The organism is Emticicia sp. C21, from assembly GCF_003418935.1.
Classification (GTDB): Bacteria; Bacteroidota; Bacteroidia; order Cytophagales; family Spirosomataceae; genus Emticicia.
In genome coordinates this window covers 344,285-369,702 of sequence record NZ_QVMT01000001.1, presented here as the reverse complement: position 1 = coordinate 369,702, position 25,418 = coordinate 344,285, and the positions used below count along the sequence as shown (strand labels likewise).

20 protein-coding genes are annotated in these 25,418 nt (G+C 37.8%); 13 read left to right on the top strand and 7 right to left on the bottom strand.

The features are described 5' to 3' along the window. Window positions 1-4 precede the first annotated feature (4 nt). Together D0T08_RS01560 and D0T08_RS01555 are read left to right on the top strand one after the other, a co-directional pair. Window positions 5-643 carry a response regulator transcription factor gene (locus D0T08_RS01560; RefSeq protein WP_116980807.1) on the top strand — a complete coding sequence of 213 codons (639 nt, stop codon included), beginning with the start codon at window positions 5-7 and terminating at the stop codon, window positions 641-643. Between the two features lie 29 nt (window positions 644-672). Further along, window positions 673-1,113, top strand: coding sequence for a nuclear transport factor 2 family protein (locus D0T08_RS01555; protein WP_158561168.1), 441 nt, complete (start codon window positions 673-675; stop codon window positions 1,111-1,113). Between the two features lie 116 nt (window positions 1,114-1,229). On the opposite strand, the gene D0T08_RS01550 is transcribed toward D0T08_RS01555, so the two are convergent. Both D0T08_RS01550 and D0T08_RS01545 read right to left on the bottom strand, forming a co-directional pair. Further along, complete coding sequence (locus tag D0T08_RS01550) at window positions 1,230-3,641, bottom strand: PAS domain-containing protein (RefSeq protein WP_116980805.1); 2,412 nt, start codon at window positions 3,639-3,641, stop codon at window positions 1,230-1,232. Window positions 3,642-3,652: 11 nt separating this feature from the next. Next, on the bottom strand, window positions 3,653-4,090 hold the full coding sequence (locus D0T08_RS01545) for a response regulator (protein ID WP_116980804.1): 438 nt from the start codon (window positions 4,088-4,090) through the stop codon (window positions 3,653-3,655). Window positions 4,091-4,410: 320 nt separating this feature from the next. Between D0T08_RS01545 and D0T08_RS01540 the strand changes: the two genes are divergently transcribed. The 6 genes from D0T08_RS01540 (at window position 4,411) to D0T08_RS27410 (ending at window position 16,007) form a co-directional block, all read left to right on the top strand. After that, window positions 4,411-5,133: a DUF1080 domain-containing protein gene (locus tag D0T08_RS01540; protein WP_409012902.1), complete on the top strand. Its 723-nt coding sequence runs from the start codon at window positions 4,411-4,413 to the stop codon at window positions 5,131-5,133. 171 nt (window positions 5,134-5,304) lie between these two features. Next, on the top strand, window positions 5,305-6,447 hold the full coding sequence (locus D0T08_RS01535) for a hypothetical protein (RefSeq protein ID WP_116980802.1): 1,143 nt from the start codon (window positions 5,305-5,307) through the stop codon (window positions 6,445-6,447). A 403-nt stretch (window positions 6,448-6,850) separates the two neighbouring features. After that, window positions 6,851-9,271: a TonB-dependent receptor domain-containing protein gene (locus tag D0T08_RS01530; protein WP_116980801.1), complete on the top strand. Its 2,421-nt coding sequence runs from the start codon at window positions 6,851-6,853 to the stop codon at window positions 9,269-9,271. 252 nt (window positions 9,272-9,523) lie between these two features. Next, the gene (locus D0T08_RS01525; RefSeq protein WP_116980800.1) at window positions 9,524-12,736 is read left to right on the top strand and encodes a S41 family peptidase; all 3,213 of its coding nucleotides are present in this window, start codon (window positions 9,524-9,526) and stop codon (window positions 12,734-12,736) included. A 192-nt stretch (window positions 12,737-12,928) separates the two neighbouring features. Further along, on the top strand, window positions 12,929-15,364 hold the full coding sequence (locus D0T08_RS01520; RefSeq protein ID WP_116980799.1) for an outer membrane beta-barrel family protein: 2,436 nt from the start codon (window positions 12,929-12,931) through the stop codon (window positions 15,362-15,364). 247 nt (window positions 15,365-15,611) lie between these two features. Next, window positions 15,612-16,007 (top strand): hypothetical protein, encoded by a 396-nt coding sequence (locus D0T08_RS27410; RefSeq protein ID WP_147322685.1) that lies wholly within the window; start codon window positions 15,612-15,614, stop codon window positions 16,005-16,007. A 660-nt stretch (window positions 16,008-16,667) separates the two neighbouring features. On the opposite strand, the gene D0T08_RS01515 is transcribed toward D0T08_RS27410, so the two are convergent. Further along, window positions 16,668-17,099 carry an SRPBCC domain-containing protein gene (locus D0T08_RS01515; protein ID WP_116980798.1) on the bottom strand — a complete coding sequence of 144 codons (432 nt, stop codon included), beginning with the start codon at window positions 17,097-17,099 and terminating at the stop codon, window positions 16,668-16,670. Window positions 17,100-17,294: 195 nt separating this feature from the next. Here D0T08_RS01515 and aroC point away from each other — a divergent pair, with 195 nt between their 5' ends. The 5 genes from aroC to D0T08_RS01490 all read left to right on the top strand — a co-directional run bounded on the left by aroC (window position 17,295) and on the right by D0T08_RS01490 (window position 22,547). Next, the gene (gene aroC, locus D0T08_RS01510; RefSeq protein WP_116980797.1) at window positions 17,295-18,374 is read left to right on the top strand and encodes a chorismate synthase; all 1,080 of its coding nucleotides are present in this window, start codon (window positions 17,295-17,297) and stop codon (window positions 18,372-18,374) included. A 109-nt stretch (window positions 18,375-18,483) separates the two neighbouring features. Then, window positions 18,484-19,122 (top strand): O-methyltransferase, encoded by a 639-nt coding sequence (locus D0T08_RS01505; protein ID WP_116980796.1) that lies wholly within the window; start codon window positions 18,484-18,486, stop codon window positions 19,120-19,122. A gap of 148 nt (window positions 19,123-19,270) precedes the next feature. Continuing rightward, window positions 19,271-21,373: a LysM peptidoglycan-binding domain-containing protein gene (locus D0T08_RS01500; protein ID WP_116980795.1), complete on the top strand. Its 2,103-nt coding sequence runs from the start codon at window positions 19,271-19,273 to the stop codon at window positions 21,371-21,373. A gap of 82 nt (window positions 21,374-21,455) precedes the next feature. Continuing rightward, the gene (locus tag D0T08_RS01495) at window positions 21,456-22,022 is read left to right on the top strand and encodes a DUF3109 family protein (protein ID WP_116981476.1); all 567 of its coding nucleotides are present in this window, start codon (window positions 21,456-21,458) and stop codon (window positions 22,020-22,022) included. A 192-nt stretch (window positions 22,023-22,214) separates the two neighbouring features. Continuing rightward, window positions 22,215-22,547 carry an MGMT family protein gene (locus D0T08_RS01490; RefSeq protein ID WP_116980794.1) on the top strand — a complete coding sequence of 111 codons (333 nt, stop codon included), beginning with the start codon at window positions 22,215-22,217 and terminating at the stop codon, window positions 22,545-22,547. A 91-nt stretch (window positions 22,548-22,638) separates the two neighbouring features. Here D0T08_RS01490 and atpH read toward each other — a convergent pair whose 3' ends face one another. The 4 genes from atpH to atpB form a co-directional block, all read right to left on the bottom strand. Then, complete coding sequence (gene atpH / locus D0T08_RS01485; protein WP_116980793.1) at window positions 22,639-23,172, bottom strand: ATP synthase F1 subunit delta; 534 nt, start codon at window positions 23,170-23,172, stop codon at window positions 22,639-22,641. Window positions 23,173-23,349: 177 nt separating this feature from the next. Continuing rightward, entirely contained in the window at window positions 23,350-23,844 is a 495-nt protein-coding gene (gene atpF / locus D0T08_RS01480) for a F0F1 ATP synthase subunit B (protein WP_116980792.1), read from the bottom strand. Between the two features lie 171 nt (window positions 23,845-24,015). Further along, complete coding sequence (atpE, locus tag D0T08_RS01475) at window positions 24,016-24,285, bottom strand: F0F1 ATP synthase subunit C (RefSeq protein ID WP_116980791.1); 270 nt, start codon at window positions 24,283-24,285, stop codon at window positions 24,016-24,018. Between the two features lie 45 nt (window positions 24,286-24,330). Continuing rightward, window positions 24,331-25,395: a F0F1 ATP synthase subunit A gene (atpB, locus tag D0T08_RS01470; protein WP_116980790.1), complete on the bottom strand. Its 1,065-nt coding sequence runs from the start codon at window positions 25,393-25,395 to the stop codon at window positions 24,331-24,333. Window positions 25,396-25,418: the final 23 nt, after the last annotated feature.

Sequence of the window (25,418 nt, the reverse complement as noted above, 5' to 3'; positions counted from 1 at the left end):
AAAAATGAGCTACCAAAATACAAGCCTTATCAAAATCTGCCTGGTAGAAGATGATAATATTATTCGGGAAGGATTTGTCATGCTTTTAAACGAAAATCAAGGATTTAAAGTAGTAAGTGCCTATAATAACTGCGAAGATTTTCTGAGAAACGTGCAGACCGACAAACCCAATGTGGTATTAATGGATATTGAATTGCCGGGTATGAATGGCATAGAAGGCATAGAACGTACAAAGAAGATATACCCACATGCGCAGATTATTGTAGTAACGGTTTATGAAAACGACGATTTGGTTTTTAAAGCCCTATGTGCCGGAGCAGGTGGTTATCTCACAAAAAATATGCCCTCGCAAAGACTGATAGAAGCTATCAGAGAGATTATGGGCGGTGGAGCACCGATGAGCACCAACATTGCCCGATTGGTAGTAGCTTCTTTTCAGAAAAACCATAATTCACCGCTATCATCCAGAGAAACAGAGGTACTGGAATTGCTATCCAGAGGCAAAAGCTATAGTAATATAGCTGAGGGTTTATTTATAGATAAAGAAACCGTAAGAACCCATATCAAGAATATTTACTGGAAACTGGAAGTACATTCGAAAGCAGAGGCTATTGAGAAAGCCATGAAAGAGAAACTAATTTAAGCTTTACAAAACCATATAAAATTATGAAAATGAAAATTACACTACTGACACTATTCATTATTAGTGTCAGTAGTGCACAGGCACAAACCAGTCAGGATTCTGAGCTTGTTACGCAAGCCTGTATGAATTATATTGATGGGTTTTATCAAGGAGATACCCTCAAAATCAAAGCCTCGTTAAGACCTACCTTGACGAAATTCGGCTACTTTAAAAATAAACAAACAGGCAAGTTTGCAGAAGATGGTTATATGACCTATAAACAAGCCATAGACTATGCAGCCAATGTAAGTGCAAAGAAAAGATTCCCCAAACCAGATGCTCCTAAAATAGTAAAAGTATTAGATATTTCTAACCATACCGCGGCGGCTAAAATCACCGCCTGGTGGGGAACAGATTATTTGCTGTTATCAAGAGAGGGCGATGGCTGGAAGATGGATCAGGTACTTTGGGAGGGGCCTTTAGTTAAATAGTAAGTAGTGCCTTATTGCTCCATAAATTGTATGATAAATTAAAAAGTAGAGCCAGGGCATTGCGGCGACGCCAAGTCCCTGGCTTCAAGTTTTTTATGGTATCTTACCTTTAGTGTTTAATTCAAAGGCGTAAAAATCTGAAAAGTAGCCCCCTTACCCGGCTCGCCTGCAGCAATAATAAACCCATTATGGTTCTGAATAATCTTCTTACAGATAGCCAGGCCGATTCCTGTGCCTGAGTATTCATTTTTATTATGCAAGCGTTGGAAAAGCTCAAATATTTTCTGAGCGTATTGCTGGTCGAAACCTATGCCATTATCACTAATGCTTAGCATATTATAATTTTTTCCTGCCACACCCCCTTGATTTACATAGTTTTTGCCCGCTACTGTTTTCGAACTAATCTTTATTTCCACGGCAATATCTGGTTTACTGTATTTAATAGCATTGCCAACAATGTTTTCTAGCAATTGCTGAAACTGGAAAGAAATAAGATTCAATTCGGGAAGCTTAGCATGCGTAATAGACACCTGCTTTTCTTCGATGCTTTCTTTCAAAGTGTTCTTAACCTCATCCAATAATAGGTTCAAATCTGTTTTTTCAAAGACTTTATCGGCAGAAGTAGCACGAGAGAAAGCCAGTAAATCATTGATAAGTTTCTGCATCTGCGTAGCCGAAGTAATAATACGTGGCAAAAACTCTTTAGCAGAAGGAGAGAGGTTCTCAAAATCTTTCTCAAAAATACGATTGCTGAATAGCTTGATTTTCCTTAATGGCTCTTGCAAATCATGGCTAGCGATATAATTAAATGAGGTCAGTTCCTCATTACTTCTCTGTAATTCAATATTTTTCTGCTCTAACTGCTGATTAATATGATACTGCTCAGTAACATCCTGACAAGTACCAGTTAGCTTACAAGGTTTATTAAATTCATCTAATATTATTTCACCCTTTCCTTGTAATACTCTGGTAGTGCCATTGTCCCAAACAATTCGGATTACATAATCTTCTGCTACATATGTTTCTAATGCCTTATGAATCTCTGCTAATCTACGTTCCCGATCTTCCGGATGAACCAATGAAATGAAGCGCTCAAAATGTATTTCTTCCGATTGGGGCTCAAGACCATAAATACGGTACATTTCATCACTCCAATCAATTTTATTGTTGGGTATATCCCAGCTCCAGTTACCAATATGTGTCAGCGCTTGTGCCTGTTTGTGTAACTCAATAGTATGTTCCAGTTGATTAAGCATCTGGTTCCGCTCGGTAACATCCATCACCGTGCCTCGCATTTTGTATGGCTTCCCATCCTGAAAACTAACTACCCCACGTGACCATATTATTTTTTCTTTCCCTTTTTGGTAGCGGTATTCACATTCATATTTACCGTCGCCAGTTATAGCTTCATTAATTGCCGCAGTGAGTCGGTTCTGATCGGCAGGGTGCACATATTGTAAAAATGTGAGGTAGTCTTTGCTTTCTTCTAATTCAAATATTTTTAGTAATTGATCTGAAGAAAGAGAATTATGGGATTGTAAATCCCATTCAAAACTACCCAATCCTGCTATTTCTTGCGCTTCACTTAGCTGTTGTTCGCGTAATTGTAGTTTCTGTGAAGCATCTTTTTCCTTATTGATGTCGAGTGACATACCAATAATCTGTGACGGTATGCCTTCTTCGTTTCTTTTAAAGATTGTTTCATAAACCCGTTGCCAATAGTATCCACCTTTTTTGTGTTTAAGCCGATATTCCATACTACGGATCTCCCCATCGTTGGCTGTAGAAAAATTACCGAGATGTTCGAGTCTGTTCTCTAAATCTTCAGGATGGAGCAACGCTGCAAATACATTGCTACCAAAGCTCTGGATTTCTTCGCTTGAATAGCCAATCAACTCTTCTCTTTTGTTAGTAGAATAAATCTCTTTCTGCTCCAGTAAATCATAAACATACACAACACCCGGTAAGGTATTGTTTACCTTTTCGATAAAATAGAGATGTTCATTAATTTTCCGTTGCTGGATACTGAATAACGTATTGTATGACTTTTCTTCAACCGTCATTATAAAGAGGTCTATCTCATCTAAAATATGATTGTAGAGTCTTAAATCATTGGTATAATCTGGTAAGAAATGGCGTAAGGCTTTTCTTCGCGTAAAGCTAACCGTAGAAATATCCTGGGCTACAACCTCATCGTCCTGTACCAGAGGAAGCTGGTTTTCTTCCCATCTTTTTATTGATAAGTCAATAAACTCTTCTATCGAATTATTGGCAAAATAGCCTAGATAATCTTGTGTACCCTGAATAGACAATTTTATCAGTTCGTCTTCCGGCAGGCCCTCAAAGAATCTTAATAAGGGTACTTTTACCTCGCGGGAGATAGCCAGGGATGTTCGCGTAAAATCTTCCAGTTTATTGGTAAGAAGATATTGTGCGTAGGCAGGAATATGTTTAAAATGTAATAGGTTAGGCGTAGCAACCTCGGGTATAGAAAGGCTCACTTCTGCCTTGTCTTGGGAAAGAGACATGCTTCAAAATGTTAATACTTTAAAACAAATTTTTCTTTATCAGGTTGTGGTTTATACTCTTCGCATTTGAGAGTAAAAACTTTCTTTAGGATAATTTTTAGTTTTAGGTATGAGTCAGGCTTAGAAATATATAGATTAGCCCCTGCTTTAAAGGTGGAATTTATCTGGTCGACATTCGAACTGGTAGAATAAATAACCACAGGAATATTCTTATATCGCCTATTGTTTTTTATTTCAGACAAGCATTCTTGTCCGTTTTTGAAAGGCATGTTTAAATCAAGGAAAATAGCATCGGGTAACGTATGCGAGAGCAGATTCATTAGCTCTATCCCGTCACTAGCAGTATTAACTGTCACCGAGCTTTCTGTTTCAAGCAGTGCCTCTTTAAAAAAAGTCCGGTCGTCTTCATCATCGTCAGCAAGAATAATATGATAGTTAAGCTTTGTCATGCAGTTTCGTTAAATAGTTAGGTTTTAGTAATCGTTAAACTCATTTTCTTACCTGTAAAGCAAAAATAACAGGCAGCAAGTAAAACTTTATTGAATATCTTCGATTAATTGTGAATGATTTCCAGCAAATGCTATAATTATCCTATTTCGTCTTGTTTTGACGAAAGTTACGTTAAAATTAGACACATTTATTGAATTATCTTTTTTTTATTTTGTATTCTTACCATTTCAAATGAAATAACTATTTAACCTCCAGAACTATTATGACAAAATCTATGAATAGAAATAGATTCTTAAGTTTTTTTGTACTCTCACTAGCCATGAGTACTTATGCCCAGGCACAGATAGGAGTAGGCGCAAAAGCCCCAAAAGATGCAGAAGTATATTTTGATGGCACCCGTAAAATGCTTGATGAGAAGTGGACTTACTGGGAAGGTCCAAGATTAGCAGCTACTTTACCCATCAAATGGTTTATAGTAGATGATCCTGCCGGTAAAGGCACTGCCATGAATACAAATGATCCGGCCGCTGCAGGTGGTAAATATGGCGCCGCAGATATTGTAACCAAAGATACTTTCCGTGATTTCAGAGCACACGTAGAATTTTACATCAGCAAGCCGGGTGGCAACAGTGGTGTATATTTGCAGAACCGCTATGAAATTCAGGTATTAGATGGAGATACTACCTCGCATGGTTTAGGTGCGGTAATCAACGAAACCAAATCACCTTACTATGCTTATAATGGGGTAGGGAAGTGGAACGCCTATGATATAGTTTTCAGAGCGGCTCGTTTTAAAGATGGCAAATTGGTAGAGCAACCGATGGTGACGATGTATTTCAATGGGAAGAAAGTACATGTCAACCAAAAGATCAGTCAGGTTTGGGGTGGCCCGAATTCAGGTATCGATGGTGGAAATAATGGTGGAAAAGGCATCACTGATACTCCGGGAGGCTTAAAATTACAAGCCGAAGGACATGATGTGCTATACCGTAATATTTGGATTAAAAGACTGGATTTGAAAACGGCCAATACGGATTTTTGACAGTATTGAATAATTAAGAACAGCCGCTTTATCTATGCTGATAGAGTGGCTGTTTTGTTTTTAATAAAATAGAACGGAAAAATATTTTTCAATTTATGAATATTACTATTGACAGTTAATAGAGAAAATGAGTAATTTTAATCCTCATCACCGACACAAATAACAACTAATATGAAAAAACTGTATTTTATTTTATCGATAGCTTGTTTGCTATTGGCCTGTAAAAAAGAAACTACACCTGTCACTCCGGAAGTCACTGACTTTATCCAGTCGCTTAAAAGTGCTACTTACGAAGAAAATGCCGGGGTAGTGATACACCTTAAAGTGTTTCCATATAAATATACTACTCAAGTAAGTATTGACTGGGGAGATGGCAAAACTGAAAATAAACAATTTGAGCCTAAAGAAATTTCAGCCGATGCCATTTTTACTTTTTCTCATAAATATGCAAAAAACGGAATTTACAAAGTCGGCATTAAAGCTATTAATACCGCCACATCGAACGCAGTAGAAACAGAAGTAAATATTACTAATAAGGTAGCTGAACCAAAAGCCGATTTCTCCTATGAAATTGCAGAAAACGGTAAAGTAAGACTTAAAAATTTGTCCACAGATACTGGTTTGTCGTATTATTGGAGCGATGCAAAAACACCAAACAGAAGCCGTTTGACAAACCCTGAGTTTATGTATGAAAGAAACGACACCTATCCGGTGTTTTTAACAGTTGAAGATAAGTATGGTCAAAAAACTACTGTTACTAAAGATGTGAAAATTACCAATGCTACTACTAAAGAAACAGCTTCATTTAAGGGCACAATTTTTAATGAGCACTATGAGCTTAGCGAGAATGGCAATGAGATTAAAACCCTACTTTCTGAAACAGATCCTATATCAACTAAGATTTTAAATACTATAGTCTCAAATGCTGCAGGTAAGAAAATAGAAATGAATGTTGGTGGGATGTTTCATGTATTGGGTTCAGCTAATCCGGATTTTACAATCTCAGAGAGAGTTGATAAATTCAGACAATATCTCACTGCTGGTGTTAAGAAAATAGGTGTACAAACGCATGACCAATGGAATGCTTCAATAAAATATGAAACAAAAGATGGTACCGTAGTAAAACAATTTACTGAAGTGCCTAATTCATATATTGAAATTACAGATGTGAAAGAAGTAGAGCAAGCCACCTTATTTGATGGTTTGCATAAGCAATCATTCTGGGTTACATTCAGATTAAAAGCAGATTTTCAAGGACTTGGTAAAATTGACGGTACACTAAAAATCAGGTATCTGGTTTATCGAATGATTTAATTGTATTCTTCTTTGTAATGAATTTTATACTTAATCGTCTTAAAGAAAAAGACGATTAAGTATGATTAAAAATTTAATAAGGTTTTCTGTAACCTTTCTTCCCTGCATAAGTTTCCACTTCGGCAAACTAAAAACCATTGCCATTTATCCCTATAATTTACCATCTACGAAATTTTTCGTAATAAATTTTGGAAGATTAAGCAAGGAGAAATATATTTGCTACGAAATTATTCGTAGTTAAAAAGTGTTAAACGCAAATTGGGTGATTCTTAAGTAAACATTAATACTTATCTTTGCCCCAATGAAATTGCATAGTTATCGCACAACCGGATAATCTATAATCATTTAGGTCTTTTGTGTCTGAGACCATTCACAAAATTATTGAAAAGCTATAACAAGTATCATGAAAAATTTATTACTCGTATTACTCTTTACGAGCATATCACAGTTGCTGTATGCTCAAACTTTCTCAGTTAAAGGTCAGGTAAAAAATCAGCAGAATGAGGTAGTTTCGTTTGCCACCATAGCCGTACACGCAACCAAAGATTCTTCGCTTGTAAAAGCTGACATAGCCGATGAAAATGGCAGTTTTAAAATCAATAACATTCTTGTCGGAAAGTATTTTATTAAAGTAACTGCCGTAAGTTACAGTGCTTTCAAATCACCTGTTTTTGAGGTGGTAGATAAAGATGTCGAGTTTCAGGCATTTACAGTATCATCTGATACCAAGCAATTAGGGGAAGTGAAAGTAGTAGCCACTAAACCTCTCATAGAAGTACAAAACGACAAAATAGTATTCAATGTAGAGGGGAGCGTGAATGCCACCGGATTAAATGCATTAGAATTGCTGCAAAAATCGCCTGGGGTGCAAGTAGATAAGGACGAAAATATTCTGGTGAAAGGCAAGGCCGGAGTAAGAATCTTTATTGATGGCCGCCCGTCGCCAATGAGCGGAAAAGACCTTGCATCTGTTTTAAAAAGTATGAATTCAGCGGATATTGAAGCCATTGAAGTTATTACTAACCCCTCAGCCAAATATGATGCTGCGGGAGATTTAGGCATTGTGAATATCCGTTTGAAAAAGAATAAAAAAATTGGTACTAATGGCAATGTAGCGTTAGGCTCTAACTTTGGTATTACGCCTAAAGTGAATGGTTCTATCAATTTGAATCATCGTGATAAGAAAATCAATGTATTTGGTAATTATAGCTATAACCAGGGAGCATGGCATAACCGCACACTTGACGACCAGATATTGAATAATATTGCCTACAACAAAACCTGGAGGGGTATCTATCGCGATACTTCTCACAATGCCAAGGTGGGTATAGATTATTTTATCAATTCAAAAAATACTTTGGGTTTTAGTGCCAACGGCAGAGTAAGTGACCACAATGGCGGTGGTGAAAGTCAGACATTGATTGGTGACCGATACAGTGCACAGCCGGATTCAGCTATTCTTAACTCACGGACTTCAAATCCTGAGAAAAACAAAAATCTGAACTTCAACCTGAATTATCGCTATACCGATACTACAGGCCGCGAACTGAATATAGATGCCGATTATGGTATTTTTACTTCAAGAGGGGTAAGTTATCAGCCCAACACCTACGAGTTTCCGAATTCTGACAGACCCTCTTTCAGCAGAAATTTCGTAACCAAGACACCGATTGATATTAGCATTAAATCATTCAAGATAGATTATGAACAACCTTTCAAGAAAGGAAAACTAGGCTATGGAATTAAGCTGTCAGATGTGAAATCTGATAATACTTTCGATTTCTTTAATGTGTTGAATGATACCGAGGTCAGAGACTTTGAAAGAAGCAATAACTTTGTATATACTGAACGTGTGTATGCAGCCTACATTAATTATAACAAATCATTAAGTAAAAAATGGGATTTGCAACTAGGATTGAGAGCCGAGCGTACGCAATCGTTAGGTAAACTCACCAGTTACAAGCAGAATGATCTGGATAAGGTAGATACAAGCTATATTAATCTTTTCCCGAGTGGTGCTATTTCTTATAAGTTATCGGAGCACCATAACCTGAATCTGAACTATAGCCGTCGTATTAACCGCCCAAGCTACCAGAATCTAAATCCATTTGAATACCGCGTCGATGAGTTGGTATATTCAAAAGGTAACCCTTTCTTACGCCCTGAATATGCCAATAATTTTAAACTAACGCACGTCTATAAAGGTAAACTCACTACGTCTTTAGGCTATTGGCGCACAAGATTCCCGGTAGTAGGATTGAGACTACCTTACGATGAGAGTCGTACCTACTTCATTGCTCAAAACTTAGATTATACCCAAGGATTCAGCCTTGATGTAAGCCTGGCAACAGATATTACTAAATGGTGGAATATATATGTGAATGTAAGTGGCTATAACAATATATTCCGTGGTGACCTAAAGAATGGACTTAAAGTCAATAATAGTACTATTGCGGCTAATGCCAATGCGCAAAGCACCTTTAAACTCAAAAATAACTGGACAATCGAACTTTCTGGCTGGTATAATTCACCTTATCGTCGCATAGATTATAACAGAGCGATGGGCACAATGGATGCAGGTGTGCAAAAGAAATTCTGGAAAGATAACGCTACTTTAAAAGTCAGCTTTACTGATGTACTAAACACAGGTAGAGGAGGGTATCATTCTGAATATGCCGGTGTTTATACCAATCTTCGTTTCAAATGGGAATCTCAACAGTTGAGAGTTAACTTTACCTACCGTTTCGGTAGTAAAGAAATTAAAGGTGCCCGCAACCGAAGAAGTGGCTCAGAAGACGAATTAAATCGTATTAAAGGAGGTTGATAGGTATCATGATTTTTCAAATCGTATCTAAATAAACTTTTAATTCTTTGGAATTGCCTCAGTTTTACTGGGACAATTCCTTTTTGTTATTATTCTATATCTTTTTAAACCAATTAAAAGCACTATCAAAGAGATAATAATTCCTACATCTTCGTTATTTTATCTCAACTTATACCTAAATCATCTGATTTTGTAGTGCTCCACGCGATTTTATTGTAAATTTAAAGGTTAATCAACAAGCTATTAGTAGTAATGAAAAAATCGCTTTTAACCTCAACAATTACCTTTTTAACTGTTTTTTGCCTGCAAGCACAAAATACTCTGTTGCTTCGTCAGCCCGCCATTAATAAAGATGGTTCTTTAGTGGCTTTTTCATTTCAGGGAGACATCTGGACAGTCCCGGGTTCAGGCGGCAAAGCTACCCGTTTAACAATTCATGACGCCTATGAATCAAATCCTGTTTTTAGCCCCGATGGTAAACAAATCGCTTTTTCTGGTGCCAGATTTGGTAACAACGACATATTTGTGATGTCGGCAGAGGGTAGCATGCCTAAGCGTCTCACTTTCCATTCAGGGGCAGATAATATTTCAAGCTGGACTCAAGCCGATAAAATCTTATTTTCGACCAATCGTGAGTTCAGACAAATCGAACGCCCAAATGAAGTATATGCCATCAGCCCAAAAGGAGGTACAGAATCAAGAATTTTAGATGCGGTGGGTTTCTATCCGGTTCTTTCACCTGATGGTCGTTTCTTGGCCTTTGAGCGTGGTGATATTAACCCTGTAGCCCGTCAGGCATATAAAGGAAGTTCTGACCGTGACATCTGGATTTATGATACCAAAAACAAAACCTACCAACAATTGCCTGGTTTCGAAACCAACGATGTTTTTCCTCAATGGGGCAGCAATAATACCTTGTATTTCCTGAGCAGTGAATCAGGGGCTTACAATATCTATCGTCTGAAACTGGACGCAAACGGAAAAGCAAGCAACACGCCTGAAAAACTGACTAATTATAAAGATGAGTCAATCCGTGCATTCAGTATATCAGCTGATGGGAATTCTATTGTTTTTGAGAAAGATATGAACCTTTATATAATGAAAACTGAAAGAGGTTCGTCTCAAAAATTAAATGTTGTTATTAGTGCTGATGACCGCCTGGATGCTACCGAGCAAAAAACTTTGACCACTGGTGCAAGCGATTATGCCGTTTCACCTAATGGAAAACTGCTAGCTTTTTCGATAAGAGGGGAGATATTTCTGAAAGAAGCTGATAAAGAAAAAGCAAGAAGCATTAATGTTTCAGAGCATGCTTTCAGAGACATAGAGCCAACATGGTTGAATGACTCAACTTTATTGTTTACGAGTGATAGAGTCAATGGTAATTTCGATATTTATATGGTTCGTTCCATTGATACAACCCAACGCAATGTGTTCAAATCGATGAAACATGGCTTAGTACAAGTTACCAAAACTGCAGGAGATGAAACCAATCTGGTAGTATCACCTGATAATAAGAAAATCGCCTATGTGCGTGGTAGAGGAACATTTGTTGTAGCTGATATTAATCCTGATGGAAAATTATCGAACGAGAAAGTACTAAGTGATAGTTGGGATAGTCCGGGTGGCATTGCCTGGAGTCCTGATAGTAAATGGCTGGCTTATGCTATGAGCGATTTATACTTTAATCAGGAGATTTTTATTCAGGCGGCAGATAATTCAACAAAGCCTGTCAACGTCACGATGCATCCGCGTACCGATGGTCGCCCATTCTGGAGTGCTGATGGTTCTAAACTAGGCTTTATTTCAGGGCGTAGTGCAGGCCGCAGCAACGATGTTTGGTTTGTGTGGTTGAAAAAAGAAGATTGGGAAAAAGAGACACAAGATTGGCAGGAGAGAGATGCACCTGCGCCAGAGCCTGCTACTCCGGCAAAAGGAGCCGATAAAAAAGGTCCCAAACCAGTCAGAATAGACTTCGATAAAATTCATGAGCGTACTGTGCAGGTAACCAGTTTCCCGGGCGAAGAAAGTGAGTTAGTGATTTCGAAAGACGGTGAAACTTTCTATTATACAACTTCTACAAGTGTAGCTAAGGGTAGAGATTTGTATAGTGTTAAATGGGACGGCAAAGATTTGAAAGAAATCACCAAAGGTGGTGCTAACCCCAGCAATGTAACGATGGATAGAGAAGGTAAATACCTGTATTATACACGTATGGGGGCTTTAGGAAGAATTGATATGAAATCAAACGCTACTGAAACACTACCATATACGGCTAAGATGAAGATTGATTATAATGCCGAGCGTACACAGGTATTTGAGGAAGCATGGCGCACGATTCGCGATGGTTTCTACGATCCTAAGTTTCATGGCAACGACTGGACAAAACTGCACGATAAATACAAAGAGCGAGCTATCAATGCCAGCACCAGCAATGATTTCAGAGATATGTTTAACCTCTTGCTAGGTGAGCTAAACTCCAGCCACATGGGTATGACAGTTACTGACCGTATTGATACGCAAAAAGAAGCTACCGGACTTATAGGGACAGAATTATCACCTGTAAGCGGAGGCGTAAAGGTTGCACACGTAGTTCCTGGCACACCTGCCGACAAAGAAAAAAGCAAGTTGAACGAGGGTGACGTGATTACGGCGGTAAACGGGCAGGCCGTAAGTGACAATGATAATTTCTATGATTTATTGAACGGATTAGTAAACGAAAGAGTGTTATTAAATGTACGTGGGGCAGATGGAAAATCAAGAGAAGTGGTGATTCGTCTGACAGCGAGCATTACCAATAATTTATACGAAGAATGGGTAGAAAACCGTAAAAAGTTAGTTGATAAATATTCTAATGGTCGTTTGGGCTATATCCATATCAGAAGTATGGACTTCCAAAGCTTTGAGGTGGTAGAAAGAGAATTTACTGCTGCAGGTTTTGGCAAAGAGGGGCTGGTAATCGATGTGCGTTATAACGGTGGCGGTTCAACTACCGATTATTTAATGACGATTCTGAATTACAAACAACATGCTTATACCATTCCAAGAGGGGCAAGTGAAGATTTAGAAAAAGATAAACTGAAATTCAAAAGTTATTACCCGATTGGTGAACGTCTGGTATATGCCGCCTGGACGAAACCTTCTATTGCCTTATGTAATGAGGGTAGCTATTCAAATGCCGAAATTTTCTCTCATGCCTATAAAACTTTAGGCGTTGGTAAATTGGTAGGTGTACCAACCAATGGTTCGGTGATTTCAACGGGTGGTAAATCATTAATGGACGGTTCATTTGTTCGTTTGCCAGGTCGTGGCTGGTTTACAAAGGCAACAGATAAAAATCAGGAATTAGGAGCTGCCATACCAGATATCATTGTAGAAAATCAACCTGACTGGCTAGCCAAAGGTACCGACGACCAATTGAAGGCAGCGGTTGATGAACTACTGAAGGAGATAAAACGCCCCTAACCCCTAAAGGGGAACGACAGGTTCTACTATAACTAAAACTCCATTCAAATTAAAATTTGAATGGAGTTTTTTGTTTTTGTACCCCTTTAGGGGCTAGGGGCGGGTGTTTTTTTCTAAATCCCCCAAAATGGGGTAAAACAATCAGGCAATAGCGCTCTATTTTTGCTTTACCGAATATGAAAAAGCATTATTATGAAAAAGCTATTAACTGTTTACTTGCTGAATATTACTATACCCATATACGCCCAGACTCTAACTGGCAAGGTAGAGGGACAGGTAAATGACGATGCAAAGAAATTAGTGGAATTTGCTAACGTTACACTTCACCGCGAAAAAGATTCAACACTTGTTAAAGCAGCTATTACAGACCAGCTAGGGAATTTTGGTTTTGAAAACATTGCCGAAGGACGTTATTTCGTAAAGGTTTCACAAGTGGGGTATCAGAAGTTCAAATCTCCGACTTTTGGGTTAAGTACTGATAATAAAAACATCAAACTTTCTGCAATTGAGTTAATGACTGACGCCAAGGCCTTAGGCGAAGTGACCGTTCGCTCCACCAAGCCTTTCATTGAGCGTGAGATTGATAAAATTGTGCTGAATGTAGAGAATAGCATTACCTCAGCAGGCAATAGCGTAATTGAAGTATTAGAAAAAGCACCGGGTGTCACAGTAGACGCCGATGGTAATATTTCGCTGAAAGGCAAGCAAGGGGTCTTAATATTGATGGATGGCAAACCTACTAACCTCTCAACTACAGATTTAGCTAATATGCTTCGTGGAATGGCTGCTAATCAGATTGAGAAAATAGAACTCATTACCAATCCATCTGCAAAGTATGATGCCACAGGCAATGCTGGTATTATCAATATTCGTATGAAACGGGATAAAAAACTGGGCATGAATGGCAGTGTCAATCTGAGTGTTGGGCAAGGTTTACGTTTTAAGCAAAATGCAGGATTAAATTTGAATTACCGTGACAAAAAATGGAATTTATTCGGCAATCTTACTCAGGTAAACAGGGCAGGAGAAAACAGATCGGTTATTAACCGGAAGTTTGTTGCAGGAGATGGAAGTGTCTCGACCTTGACCCAGAGACCTACCCAATTACCTCATTTCAGTTCTCAGAATTTAAAAATAGGAGTAGATTATTTCTTAAGCCGTAAAACTACCATAGGGGCAAATGTAAATGGCATACTAAATAATATTTTGGTAAAAGCCAGTACGCCAAGCGATTTCAGAGATCCAAATGGTACTATTACCAATAGTAATGTTACCAATAACTCGAACCGTGACCGTTGGCGAAACTATACCCTGAATCTGAACCTGAAACATACTTTTGACAGCACCGGCAAAGAACTAACTGCCGACTTTGATTATGCAAGCTATAATCAGCAGATAATTCAAAATTCCACCACCGAGACCACTTATATGCCCGGACAAAACCTGCCATCACCCTATATTTTGAGAGGTGATTTGCCATCGGATATTGATATAAAAACATTTAAAGTGGATTACATACATCCATTGGGTAAGGAAACTAAATTTGAAATAGGGGCAAAAAGCAGTTTCGTAAGCAATGATGGCAATGCCCAGTATTATCTGGTACAGGATGGGGTAGAGGTAGTGGATTTGACTCGTACCAATCATTTTATTTATCACGAGAATATCAATGCAGGGTATGTGAATTTTAATACCAAGTTTCAGAAAACGGGTATTCAATTAGGGCTACGTGGAGAGCAGACTATTGCAGATGGCAAACAATTATCAACTAATGCAACTTTTAGCCGTAAATATTTCCAGTTGTTTCCAACGGTTTTTATTCGTCAGGAAATTAACAAAAACCATGAGTTAAGCTTGAATGTTGGCAGGCGTATCCAACGCCCCAACTATCAGGACTTAAATCCGTTTAAATTCTTTTTAGACATCTATGTCTATCGTGAGGGAAACCCTCAGTTACAGCCACAATTTACCTTTAATTCAGAGCTGACATATGCTTTTAAGCAACAGTACAACATTACCTTTTACCATAGCCGCACCAGAGACATTATCTCAACGGTATTGATTCAGAACGATGTCACTAAAGTAGCAGCGCAGTCGCAACAAAACCTCAATAACCTGGAAACTATCGGATATAATATCTCTATTCCAGTGAAATACACTAAATGGTGGAATGGTAACCTGTATTTTGAGAATTATAACAACCGATATTGGGGCAAATTCCTGGATGGAGAATTCAGGCAGCAACTCACGACTTTCTTTTTTAACTCAACCAATACATTTACTATTGGTAAGAACTGGAATGCCGAGTTGACAGGATATTACCAGTCACCATTTCTGTTCGGAACATTCAAGATACTTTCGCAGGCACAAATAGCTTTAGGTGTGCAAAGGCAGCTATGGCAACGCAAAGGCACGCTGAAATTGAGTGTTAGCGACCCATTCTTAACCCAAAGAAATAACATGATTGTGAAATACCAGAATATGGATATGACCCTTCGCCGCCGCTTGGATAGTAGAGTGGTAACGGTGGCATTCAACTATCGTTTTGGTAAATCAACAGTAGCCCCTGCACGCAGAAGAAACGGAGGATCGGAAGAAGAAAATCGCAGGATTCAGACCAACGGATAATCCCTCAATTTTGAGGCTTACATACAGTTTGTTAGTTTTAAAATCCTATCCGCTTGAGATAGGATTTTTTTTGAATAATCTAATCCTTAATCCTCTCAATTGTGGAGAGAGGGGTTAGGGAGTGGAGTTATTTTTTAACAAATTTTAACAAATCCATTGTTCGCCGTTCATCACAATCACCCAAATTGGGTTACTATACAACCCCACTAGATTAGTATGTTTGTATTACGATTATGAAAAGCATATTATGAAAAAGCTATTTACTATTTCCTGGCGTAATAATGCCCAGACTAGCTATAAGTGTCTTCTCCAAAGACATAAGCTGGTAGTAGTAGATAGCAATTTTCTTCAGAGTAGAGTGTCAAATCTTGTTTTTAACTATGGTTTTAAACCGGAGGTTAATATCCGATTAATTTCTTTTAATTTTTTTATTCCTTTTGCAACATATAGAAGAATAAATCCGTTACTATTAACGTATAGTGCTGAAATCACACACACGTATAGACAAACGCTTACTACTTCGTTTAATTTCAGTCGTCCGACTGATACGTTGCCCTCAGTACTTTTTGGGAATGTTCCCAGATCTTTTGTCAATAATTGTGTTCGTTGTAATTCTTATTCTTCTGTGATAAAGAAAGGATAAGTGTGGTGGTTGGCGTGCAAATAAGTGACAAAAGAGGACAATTGATAGGGAGGAATAGAGGTGTATTTGGATTATATGGCATAAACTTATTTACTTTGCGCTTGGAAAGAGTTTAAGAGAAAAATGAAAATGATTCATTAAAATAAAATTTTCATTTCTTTACTGTCGGCAGAGAAAAGGTTAAAATTGAAGTTTTGAACCAGGTTGAAAAATCTGGAATAATCAGGTGAAAAATAAAGAAAATTTTGCCTACAAAATTTTATACGGCAAAGCTGGAGTTTTGCCAAACAGGCAAATGGGTTTTAAAATAAATAAAATAGAAACATTGCCGCTCAAAATTCTATTAATCGAATTTAGAATGTCAAAATAAGCCAGGTTCAGTTTATTACTGACGGGAATAAGACAAAAAAGATATACCCGTTTAAAACAACGGAAAAGATTTTATACAGTTTAGTTTAGTTTATTGAGATAAAAACCGGCCGCATTGAGTCGGTTTTTTTTATGCCTGCTTGTGTGATTTTAGCCGGTAAAAATCTATTTTTTCTGCTAGTGTGTGGAAGAATTAGAAAAATTAATATTTTCTTAATGTCAATGTATTATTAAACTGAAATTAACGCAGAATGTTTTTTCACAACAAGATTTTAATCCCTCCAATCTTTTTTAATTTTCTACTTTGTTCTTTATCATAACCAGGGTTGTCTTCCAGTAAAATTCAAGATGTTTGCGGATACTTTCAGTTGGGAAATTTTGGATGTTAAGAGTCAAATGAGTACTTTCATCAATAGGCTCAAAAGTAAATGTAAGAGTTGAATAACTTTCAGGTATATCAGGTAGGTCTGAGACAGAATCGAGGTGAGTAAAACTTAATTTCCTTTCCTTGTCAAAGACCAATACAACCCCTTTATTCTTAAATTGAACATGATGGAAACCTTTAATGATAATAGGAGAGTTAATCTGCCATGTTGTGTGCACTTCTATCTCCATATCTGAATCACCTAACCATTGGGTCATGATTTTAGTATCGGTTAAAGTTTGCCAGACTTTGGCGGGAGCAGCGTTGATGGTGATGTTGGCTGAGAAACTGTCAGACATTTATGAAATTATTAGGCAGTGTATCAACATAGCTAGGGTTAGAAAAGTTTAAGAAAGAGGTGAAATTAAAGATAAAGTATAATTTTCGATTAAAAAGTAAAATATATTATATTAGGTCCAAATATTTGGACGTAGTATTTGTAATTTTACAGCTGTTTAGCAGTATAACATAACTTAAGTTTTTGTTTTTCGCCCATGAGTAGTACGTACGGAACAATTTTTAAGATTTCAACATTTGGTGAATCGCATGGTAAAGCCATTGGTGTAGTGATAGATGGTTACCCCGCAGGAGTAGAATTTGACGAAGCATTTATTCAGAATGAACTAGACCGTCGCAAACCTGGACAATCGCGCATTACTACGCAACGCAAAGAAGCGGATGAATTTCAGGTATTGTCTGGCATATTTGAGGGGAAAACAACAGGTACCCCTATCGCACTGCTGATTCCAAACGAAGACCAACGCTCTAAAGATTATGGCCATATAGCCCATCAATTTCGCCCTTCTCATGCCGATTATACTTATACGGCTAAATATGGGGTACGTGATTACCGTGGTGGGGGGCGTAGTTCTGCCCGTGAAACGGCGGCACGTGTAGCTGCAGGAGCATTGGCCAAGATTTTATTGTCTTCTCAACAAATTACTATACAAGCGTATGTATCTCAGGTAGGAAAAATCAAATTAGGCAAAGAATACTGGGAATTAGACCTTTCAAAAACCGACGATAATGCCGTGCGATGCCCTGATGAAGTAGTGGCACAAGAAATGTTTGATTTTATTGATGAAACCCGTAAAAAAGGTGATTCGATAGGAGGGATTATTACCTGTGTGATTAAGGGCGTTCCGGCAGGTTGGGGAGAACCAGTATTTGATAAACTCCATGCAGAGTTAGGCAAAGCCATGTTAGGTATCAATGCTGTAAAAGGCTTTGAATATGGCAGTGGCTTTGATGGCGTTGAGTTATATGGCTCAGAGCACAATGATGAGTTTTACATGGGTGAAGATGGTAAAGTACATACTAAAACCAATCACTCAGGCGGTATTCAGGGTGGTATTTCTAATGGAGAAGATATTTATTTCAGAGTGGCTTTCAAACCAGTGGCTACTATTATGCAAGACCAGGAGAGTGTGAATGACGAAGGTGAAAAAGTAACAGTATCAGGCAAAGGTCGCCATGATCCTTGTGTATTACCACGTGCTGTACCGATTGTAGAAGCAATGGCAGCCTTAGTATTAGCCGATTTTAGTTTGAGAAGTAGGACCAATAAGTTATAAAAAACAATCTTTATAAAAAGACCGTTTAATAGGTATTAGGGCAAAAAAAGGCCGTGTAATACTTGGTTTTTTCAGAATTGTTCTATTTTTGTATAAAAATGCTTTCCTGATGGAATTTATTCCCTCCGATATTGACAAATATTGCGTAGAACACACTACGCCTGAAAATGACCTTTTGGGTAAACTGAACCGTGAAACTCATGCCAAGGTCTTACAGTCCCGGATGCTTTCGGGGCATCTGCAAGGGCGTTTTCTGTCGATGTTGTCACATATGATTCAGCCAAAGCTTATTCTTGAAATTGGTACCTACACTGGTTATTCTGCCTTATGTCTGGCTGAGGGTTTAGCAGAAAACGGGAAAATCATCACGATTGATGTCAATGAAGAATTAGAGGAATTTGTACGGGATTTCTTCAAAGAATCTCCGTTAAACGATAAAATTGATTTCCGAATCGGAAATGCGATGCAGATTATCCCGCTTATAGCCGATTCATTTGATATTGTTTTCATAGACGCTGACAAACTGAATTATACCAATTATTACGATCTGGTTTTCGATAAGGTACGTTCCGGCGGATATATCATTGCCGACAATGTATTATGGAGTGGAAAAGTGAGCAACCCATCGGCGAAAGATAAAGATACATTGGCCATCAGAGATTTCAATAAGAAAATTCAGGATGATGAGCGTGTGGAAAATATCCTTCTTCCTATTCGTGATGGATTGATGGTGTTAAGGAAGAAGTAGTAGCGTTTTCAAAATAGCGAGCCCGGCCGGTGAGTGGACGTCGCACAACCAAAGGCATTGTATAGCAAGATTTCAAAAAAGTAATTAAGAGGTCTCCAAACACCTCATTTTATATAAATTGTGCTTTAAATTATAATTTCCTAATTCCATGAAAAAAACGCTAGCTTTCTCGTTTTTTCTGGTAAGCATGTATGCGGCTATTGCTCAACAGCCCGGCTTACCTGAGGTATCCAGAAAAGTTGATTTTGCGGGTATAACCGTAGAACTAGATGCCGATGCCCAAAAACTCGTTCAAAAAGAAGTCTCTACTTTATTAATTCCCGAGAATAAATATGTATTGGATAAACTTCAGAGAATCCAATGGTATTTTCCGGTAATTGAACGTATTCTCGAACTGGAAAAAGTACCTGACGATTTCAAGTATCTGGCCGTAGTTGAAAGTTCTTTATTGCCTGATGCTGTTTCTAGTTCCAATGCCGTTGGATTTTGGCAAATGAAAGCCAGCACTGCCCAGGAAATGGGCTTGCGGGTAGACAGTGATATTGATGAAAGAAAAAATATTTACGCTTCCACCAGAGCTGCGGCAGCTTATCTGAAACGCAATAATCAGATTTACAAAAACTGGATTTCTACGCTTTATTCTTATATGTTGGGTGCGGGTGGTATCAGTAAAATAGTGCCCTCAGAATGGAACAATGCCTCAAAGGTTGAATTTGATGGTCGTACAGACCGCTACTTACTAAAGACTGTTGCGGCACGCATTGCCTTTGAATACCGTATGAACCGAATGAAAGATAATTCCTTTGCTTTCGTGGAATACCGTAAAGGTAAAGGAAAAACTTTATCACAGGTGGCTTCAATGGCTGATGTAGATGTAACAGACCTTAAAAAGCATAATTCGTGGTTGCAAACCAATACTATCCCTGATGATTATTCAGTGGCTATACTAGTACCTGTGACAAGATTGGATGAAGTACAATCTAAAATTGGTCGTCAGCCGGATGTGGTGGCAAGTAAGGGTTCCAAAACTAAGCAAGAGGAAATTAAGCATAGAGATTATCCGGTATTGGAGCGTGTCACTATGCAGGTTAATAATGAAGAAGATCCTGTTTTCTATACTATCAATGAAATGAAAGGGATTCTTGCTAAACCTGGTGATGATATTGCTTCCTTGGCTAGAGGAGGAAAGTTAAAAATCAAGGACTTTTTGCTTTTCAATGATATGAACGATAGAGATGCTGTGGAAGAAGGGCAAGTATACTATCTACAAAGAAAACTGCGTAAAGGGCCAATAGAAAAGCATCAGGTCCAATCTGGTGAAACCATGTGGAGTATTTCGCAGATGTTTGGTGTGAAACTGAAAAATCTGTTGAAATTTAACCGGTTGAGAACCTCACAATCTTTGCAGGAAGGGCAAGTTGTATATTTGCAAAAGAAACGCCCAAAAAATGACCCACTAGAGGGCAGTGGTGTTAAAGGTATAAAAGAACAGGAACCTGAACGTAAAATACCTGTAATGGAAAATTACGGAGAGGAAACTGTGGCAAAAAATAACAAATCTAAGAAAACACCAAGTCCGGAAGAAGCCATGACAAATCCAGGGGAAACGGTTGTAATCGAGAGGACTACTAAAAGACCACAGCCTAAGAGCGAACCTGTAAAGGAAACTACCAGTGCCGAAACAGTAAACACAAAAGAGGAAAGTGGGGAAGACGATATAGTGGTGATTGCAGAAGATGAAGATAATACTGGTTATGCTTCTTCTACCACAACGCCAGTGAAGCCAGCAGCTGTAAATCCGAATGTTACGATTAAGAATTCTCCCGCTACAACAGAAGTAAAGAAAACTTCACCTGCAACTACAGCAACTTCCTCAGCTTCTAAAACTTCTGTACATACAGTTGATGTAGGCCAAACGCTTTACAGCATCGCACGCCAGTATAAAGTGTCTGTAAAAGACTTAGCTGCATGGAATGGCTTCGGTACTGATGAACGTGTAAAAGTAGGCCAGGAAATCATTGTAAGTAGTAAAGGAAGGACGGGCTCTGTAAGTGCATCAAATGAGGTGTCTACAGCACCAACAAGAACTGAAAAGACAGGGGGTGTGGCTACGCATCAGGTAGTAAAAGGTGAAACGCTATTTAGTATTTCTAAGCGTTATAGTGTAGCCATGAAGCAAATTCAGGAATGGAACAATATGAACGACAAGAACGTTAAGATAGGGCAGAAGCTAATTATCAGAAAGATTTAACGTATCTTTGTAAGTTAAAATAATTTTACAGTTTAAGTATGCCATGCTTCTTAGTATGGCATATTTTATTGCATTTAGAGTAATGATATTAATAGACAACACTTGTATTAGTGATGATGTGGCAGAGAAATTCTTTGTTTGCAATTTAGAAAAATGTAAAGGCGCTTGCTGTGTGGAGGGAGATTTAGGGGCACCCTTAGAAGAATCTGAACTACCGATACTCGAAGAGATATACGAACAAGTAAAACCTTATCTTTCTGAAGCCGGAATAAAAGCCATTGAGGAGCAAGGGAAATATATTAAAGATTGGGAAGATGACTTCTCAACACCTACCATCGGCGACCGTGAGTGTGCATACGCAATATACGATGAAAGAGGTATTCTGAAATGCGGTATTGAACAGGCCTATCTGGATGGTAAAATTTCATGGAAGAAACCAATCTCCTGTCATTTGTATCCGATCCGTATTACTAAATACGATAAGTTTCATGCTGTTAACTATGACCGCTGGACTATCTGCAGTGATGCCTGTGAATTAGGTGATAAGCTAGGTGTGCCTGTCTACAAATTCCTTAAAGAGCCTCTAACGAGGTTTTATGGAGAAGAATGGTATAAGACTCTGGAGAAGGAGATAGAAGAGAAGACTTGAGTGATTTAGTAGCTGTGCGATTAATGTCTTGAACTTTGATTTAACTGATTTAATGATTAATAGGATTTTTGAATTAGTAATCAAATAATAGTATTTAAATCATACGCATTCAATCTAATTAGTTATCTGTTCAAATTAATCACTACAATCAGGTTAATCAGTTAAATCAAAGTTCAAGACAACGTCCACTCAATGGCAACATCTCAAGAAAATCTTTTCGATGATATATATCAGGTCGTTCGGTTGATACCAGTGGGCCGAGTAACCAATTATGGGGCTATAGCACAGTATCTGGGCTCTAGGACAGAAGCAAGGATGGTTGGTTGGGCGATGAATGCTTGTCATAATATGCCTGACGTACCTGCACATAGGGTAGTAAATCGTAATGGGGTTTTAAGCGGTAAACATCACTTTGGAGGCAACGTAATGCAGGAGAGATTAGAGGAAGAAGGAGTAAAAGTAGAAAACGATAAGGTGGTTGATTTTAATAAGCTTTTCTGGAATCCTTTAACAGAACTATTGTAGACTGTATACAAAGAAAAAACCCCCGAAGCTCGGGGGTATTTCTCAACTTTATAGCCATGAAAACTAATTTCTTTATAACATAATGCAATATTTATGCTAATGTTAGTTTCAAATCATTTAATTTCTTTCTGATAGAAGTATCTACTTGTCTGTCCTCTAATTTCAACACATAACCTCCAATCAGTTCTTCATTGATTTTCTCCTCTAAAATTACATCTTTTTTGGTAGCTTTTGCAACCAAATCTGTAAATTCTTTACGTTGGGCATCTGTCAATGGTGAAACAGTAGTAATTGTAGCTTTTTGGATACCTTTTTGATCGTTATACAGTTTCTGAAATTCTTCGGCGATCGGGTATATCAAATTCTCTCTATGTTTCTTTGTTAAGACGTTGAATATTGAATATGTCACATCGTTGACGCGATTTTCGAAAATATTTTTCAATATTCCTAATTTTTTGTCGTGACGAACAATCGGATTATTCATAACAACAGCAAATTGTCTATTTTCGTCGCAAATTTTCTGAAACAACAACATGTCGTCGTTTACTTTATCTACAACTTTTTTTTCTGTTGCCAAATCAAATAATGACTTAGCGTATCGGTATGCAACTATTGAATCTGCCATTTTTTCTATGTAAAAAACTAAATTCTCGGTTGCAACATATATTTATACAAAAATACAACCGACTCTATCAAAAAAACAAATTTTGGAACACTTATTTTGCAATAGCTTAACAACAAAATAGCAAAAAAGTAACATTTTTTATTTAACGGCGATAAGTAAACTGATAGACTAAGCCGATTAATTCAATTTCGCTTCCGAAATAAGATTTGTTACTAATGACTCTTGTGCCTTTTTGTCTGTCAATTCTTTACGTAAAACCTTTTCTGCGATTTCGATAGAGAACGCAGCTACATCTTTTTTCATTTGAGCAACCATAGCCGTTTTTTCTTGTTGAATCGCTTCACGCGCATCAGCAATAATTTTAGCACCTTCCGTTACTGCTTTTTCTCTGGCCTCAGCCAACATATTATCAGAAGCATTTTTAGCTTCACGGATAATCTTATCACGTTCTAAACGAGCTTCAGCAATAATTCTATCGTTGTCAGCTTTCAATTTAGCCATTTCTGCACGTGTTTCCTCTGCCATTCTTAAAGCCGACTCAATTGAATCTTCACGTTCTTTCAAGGCACTTAAGATAGGTTTCCATGCAAACTTCGCTAAGAAGAAAACTAAAATACCAAAAACCAAAAGCATCCAGAAAATCAATCCCGGGCTGGGGGTTAGTAATTCCATATCAGTTAAAAGATTTTATTTTAATTATTTGATTTGTAAAGACTTCTTATCTATAACAACTATTTTATTATAAACTACTTTACACTTGCCGTCAGATGTTAGATTGAATCCTGTACTAACGCCTAATGCGAATAGTACAGGATTTTAATCAGAGTCGTTTACTTTTGATTCTTACACTAATTTGAAAGAGATCAAAAGACAAATTACGGCTGCAAAAAGCGCTACGGCTTCTACAAGGGCAGCGATGATGATCATCATCGTTTGGATTTTGTTAGCTGCTTCTGGTTGACGAGCTACACCTTCCAACGCGCTACCACCGATACGGCCAAGACCTACACCAGCACCGATAGCTGCAAGACCAGCACCAATTGCTGCGCCCATTACTGCGAAACCACGAGTTGCATCAGCACCTGCTTGTAAAAGAACTTGTAATAAAGACATGATTAAACAATTTATATGAGTGAAACAATAAATACAAAACAATTATCAATGACCGTGGTCTGCATGATGATGCTCTTCAATAGCACTACCAATGTACATTGACGATAATAAGGTAAAAATAAAAGCCTGCAAGAACGCAACCAATAACTCGATGGCATTCATAAACAAGGTGAATACAGTAACTACACCACCTACAGCAAAGCTTTTGAAGATGAAAATCAGACCTAATAAACTTAGAATGATAATGTGACCAGCCGTGATATTGGCGAAAAGTCGAATCATTAAAGACATAGGTTTCATAAATACACCGGCAATCTCAACCACCCACATCAACGGCAACATCAATACAGGTACACCCTCAGGTTTTACCAAGTGCAACCAGTAATGTTTGTTTGCATTAATATGTGTGATGATAAATGTAATAAGTGCAAGAATCATCGTAATGGCAATGTTACCAGTTACGTTAGCACCACCAGGTAATAAACCTAAAAGGTTATTAATTAATACAAAGAAGAATAAAGTCAATAAATATGGCAGATATTTGGCATATCTTGGGCCAACATTTGGTATAACTACTTCATCTCTTATAAAGAGTACAATCGGCTCTATAAATGATTGAATACCTTTAGGAGCTTTACCTCTGTTAGTATTAAAACTTTTGGCTACTGTTGACATTAACACAATCAGAATGATAGCACTTAAAATCAATGAAGCTACGTTTTTAGTAATGGAAAAATCCCATACGTGGATATTTTCATCTATTGTGCCATCAGGGCTTAATCTGTGAATGTGTTCGTGTAGGTTGATATAACCATTGTAAACGTTGTTTCCTTCTTTAAATCTGGCTGAAGAAAATACTTCTAAACCATATTCTTTTGTGTAAAGGATAACCGGAAGCGGAAGAGTGGCACCGTGCGAAAATTCCCATTCATGAGAATCAGAAATGTGGTGCATGATCATTTCTCCGATGTTAAAAGCTTCTTCTTCGTGTGCAGCTCCTTCTTTAGCTTCATGATGGCCTTCATGCCCTTCTTGTGCGAATGAAAAAGTCAGAGAAAAGATTGATAATGAGGCTATTAATAAGAATTTATTTGTAAGTAAACGCAACATAATTTTTGATTTATTCGGTCGAC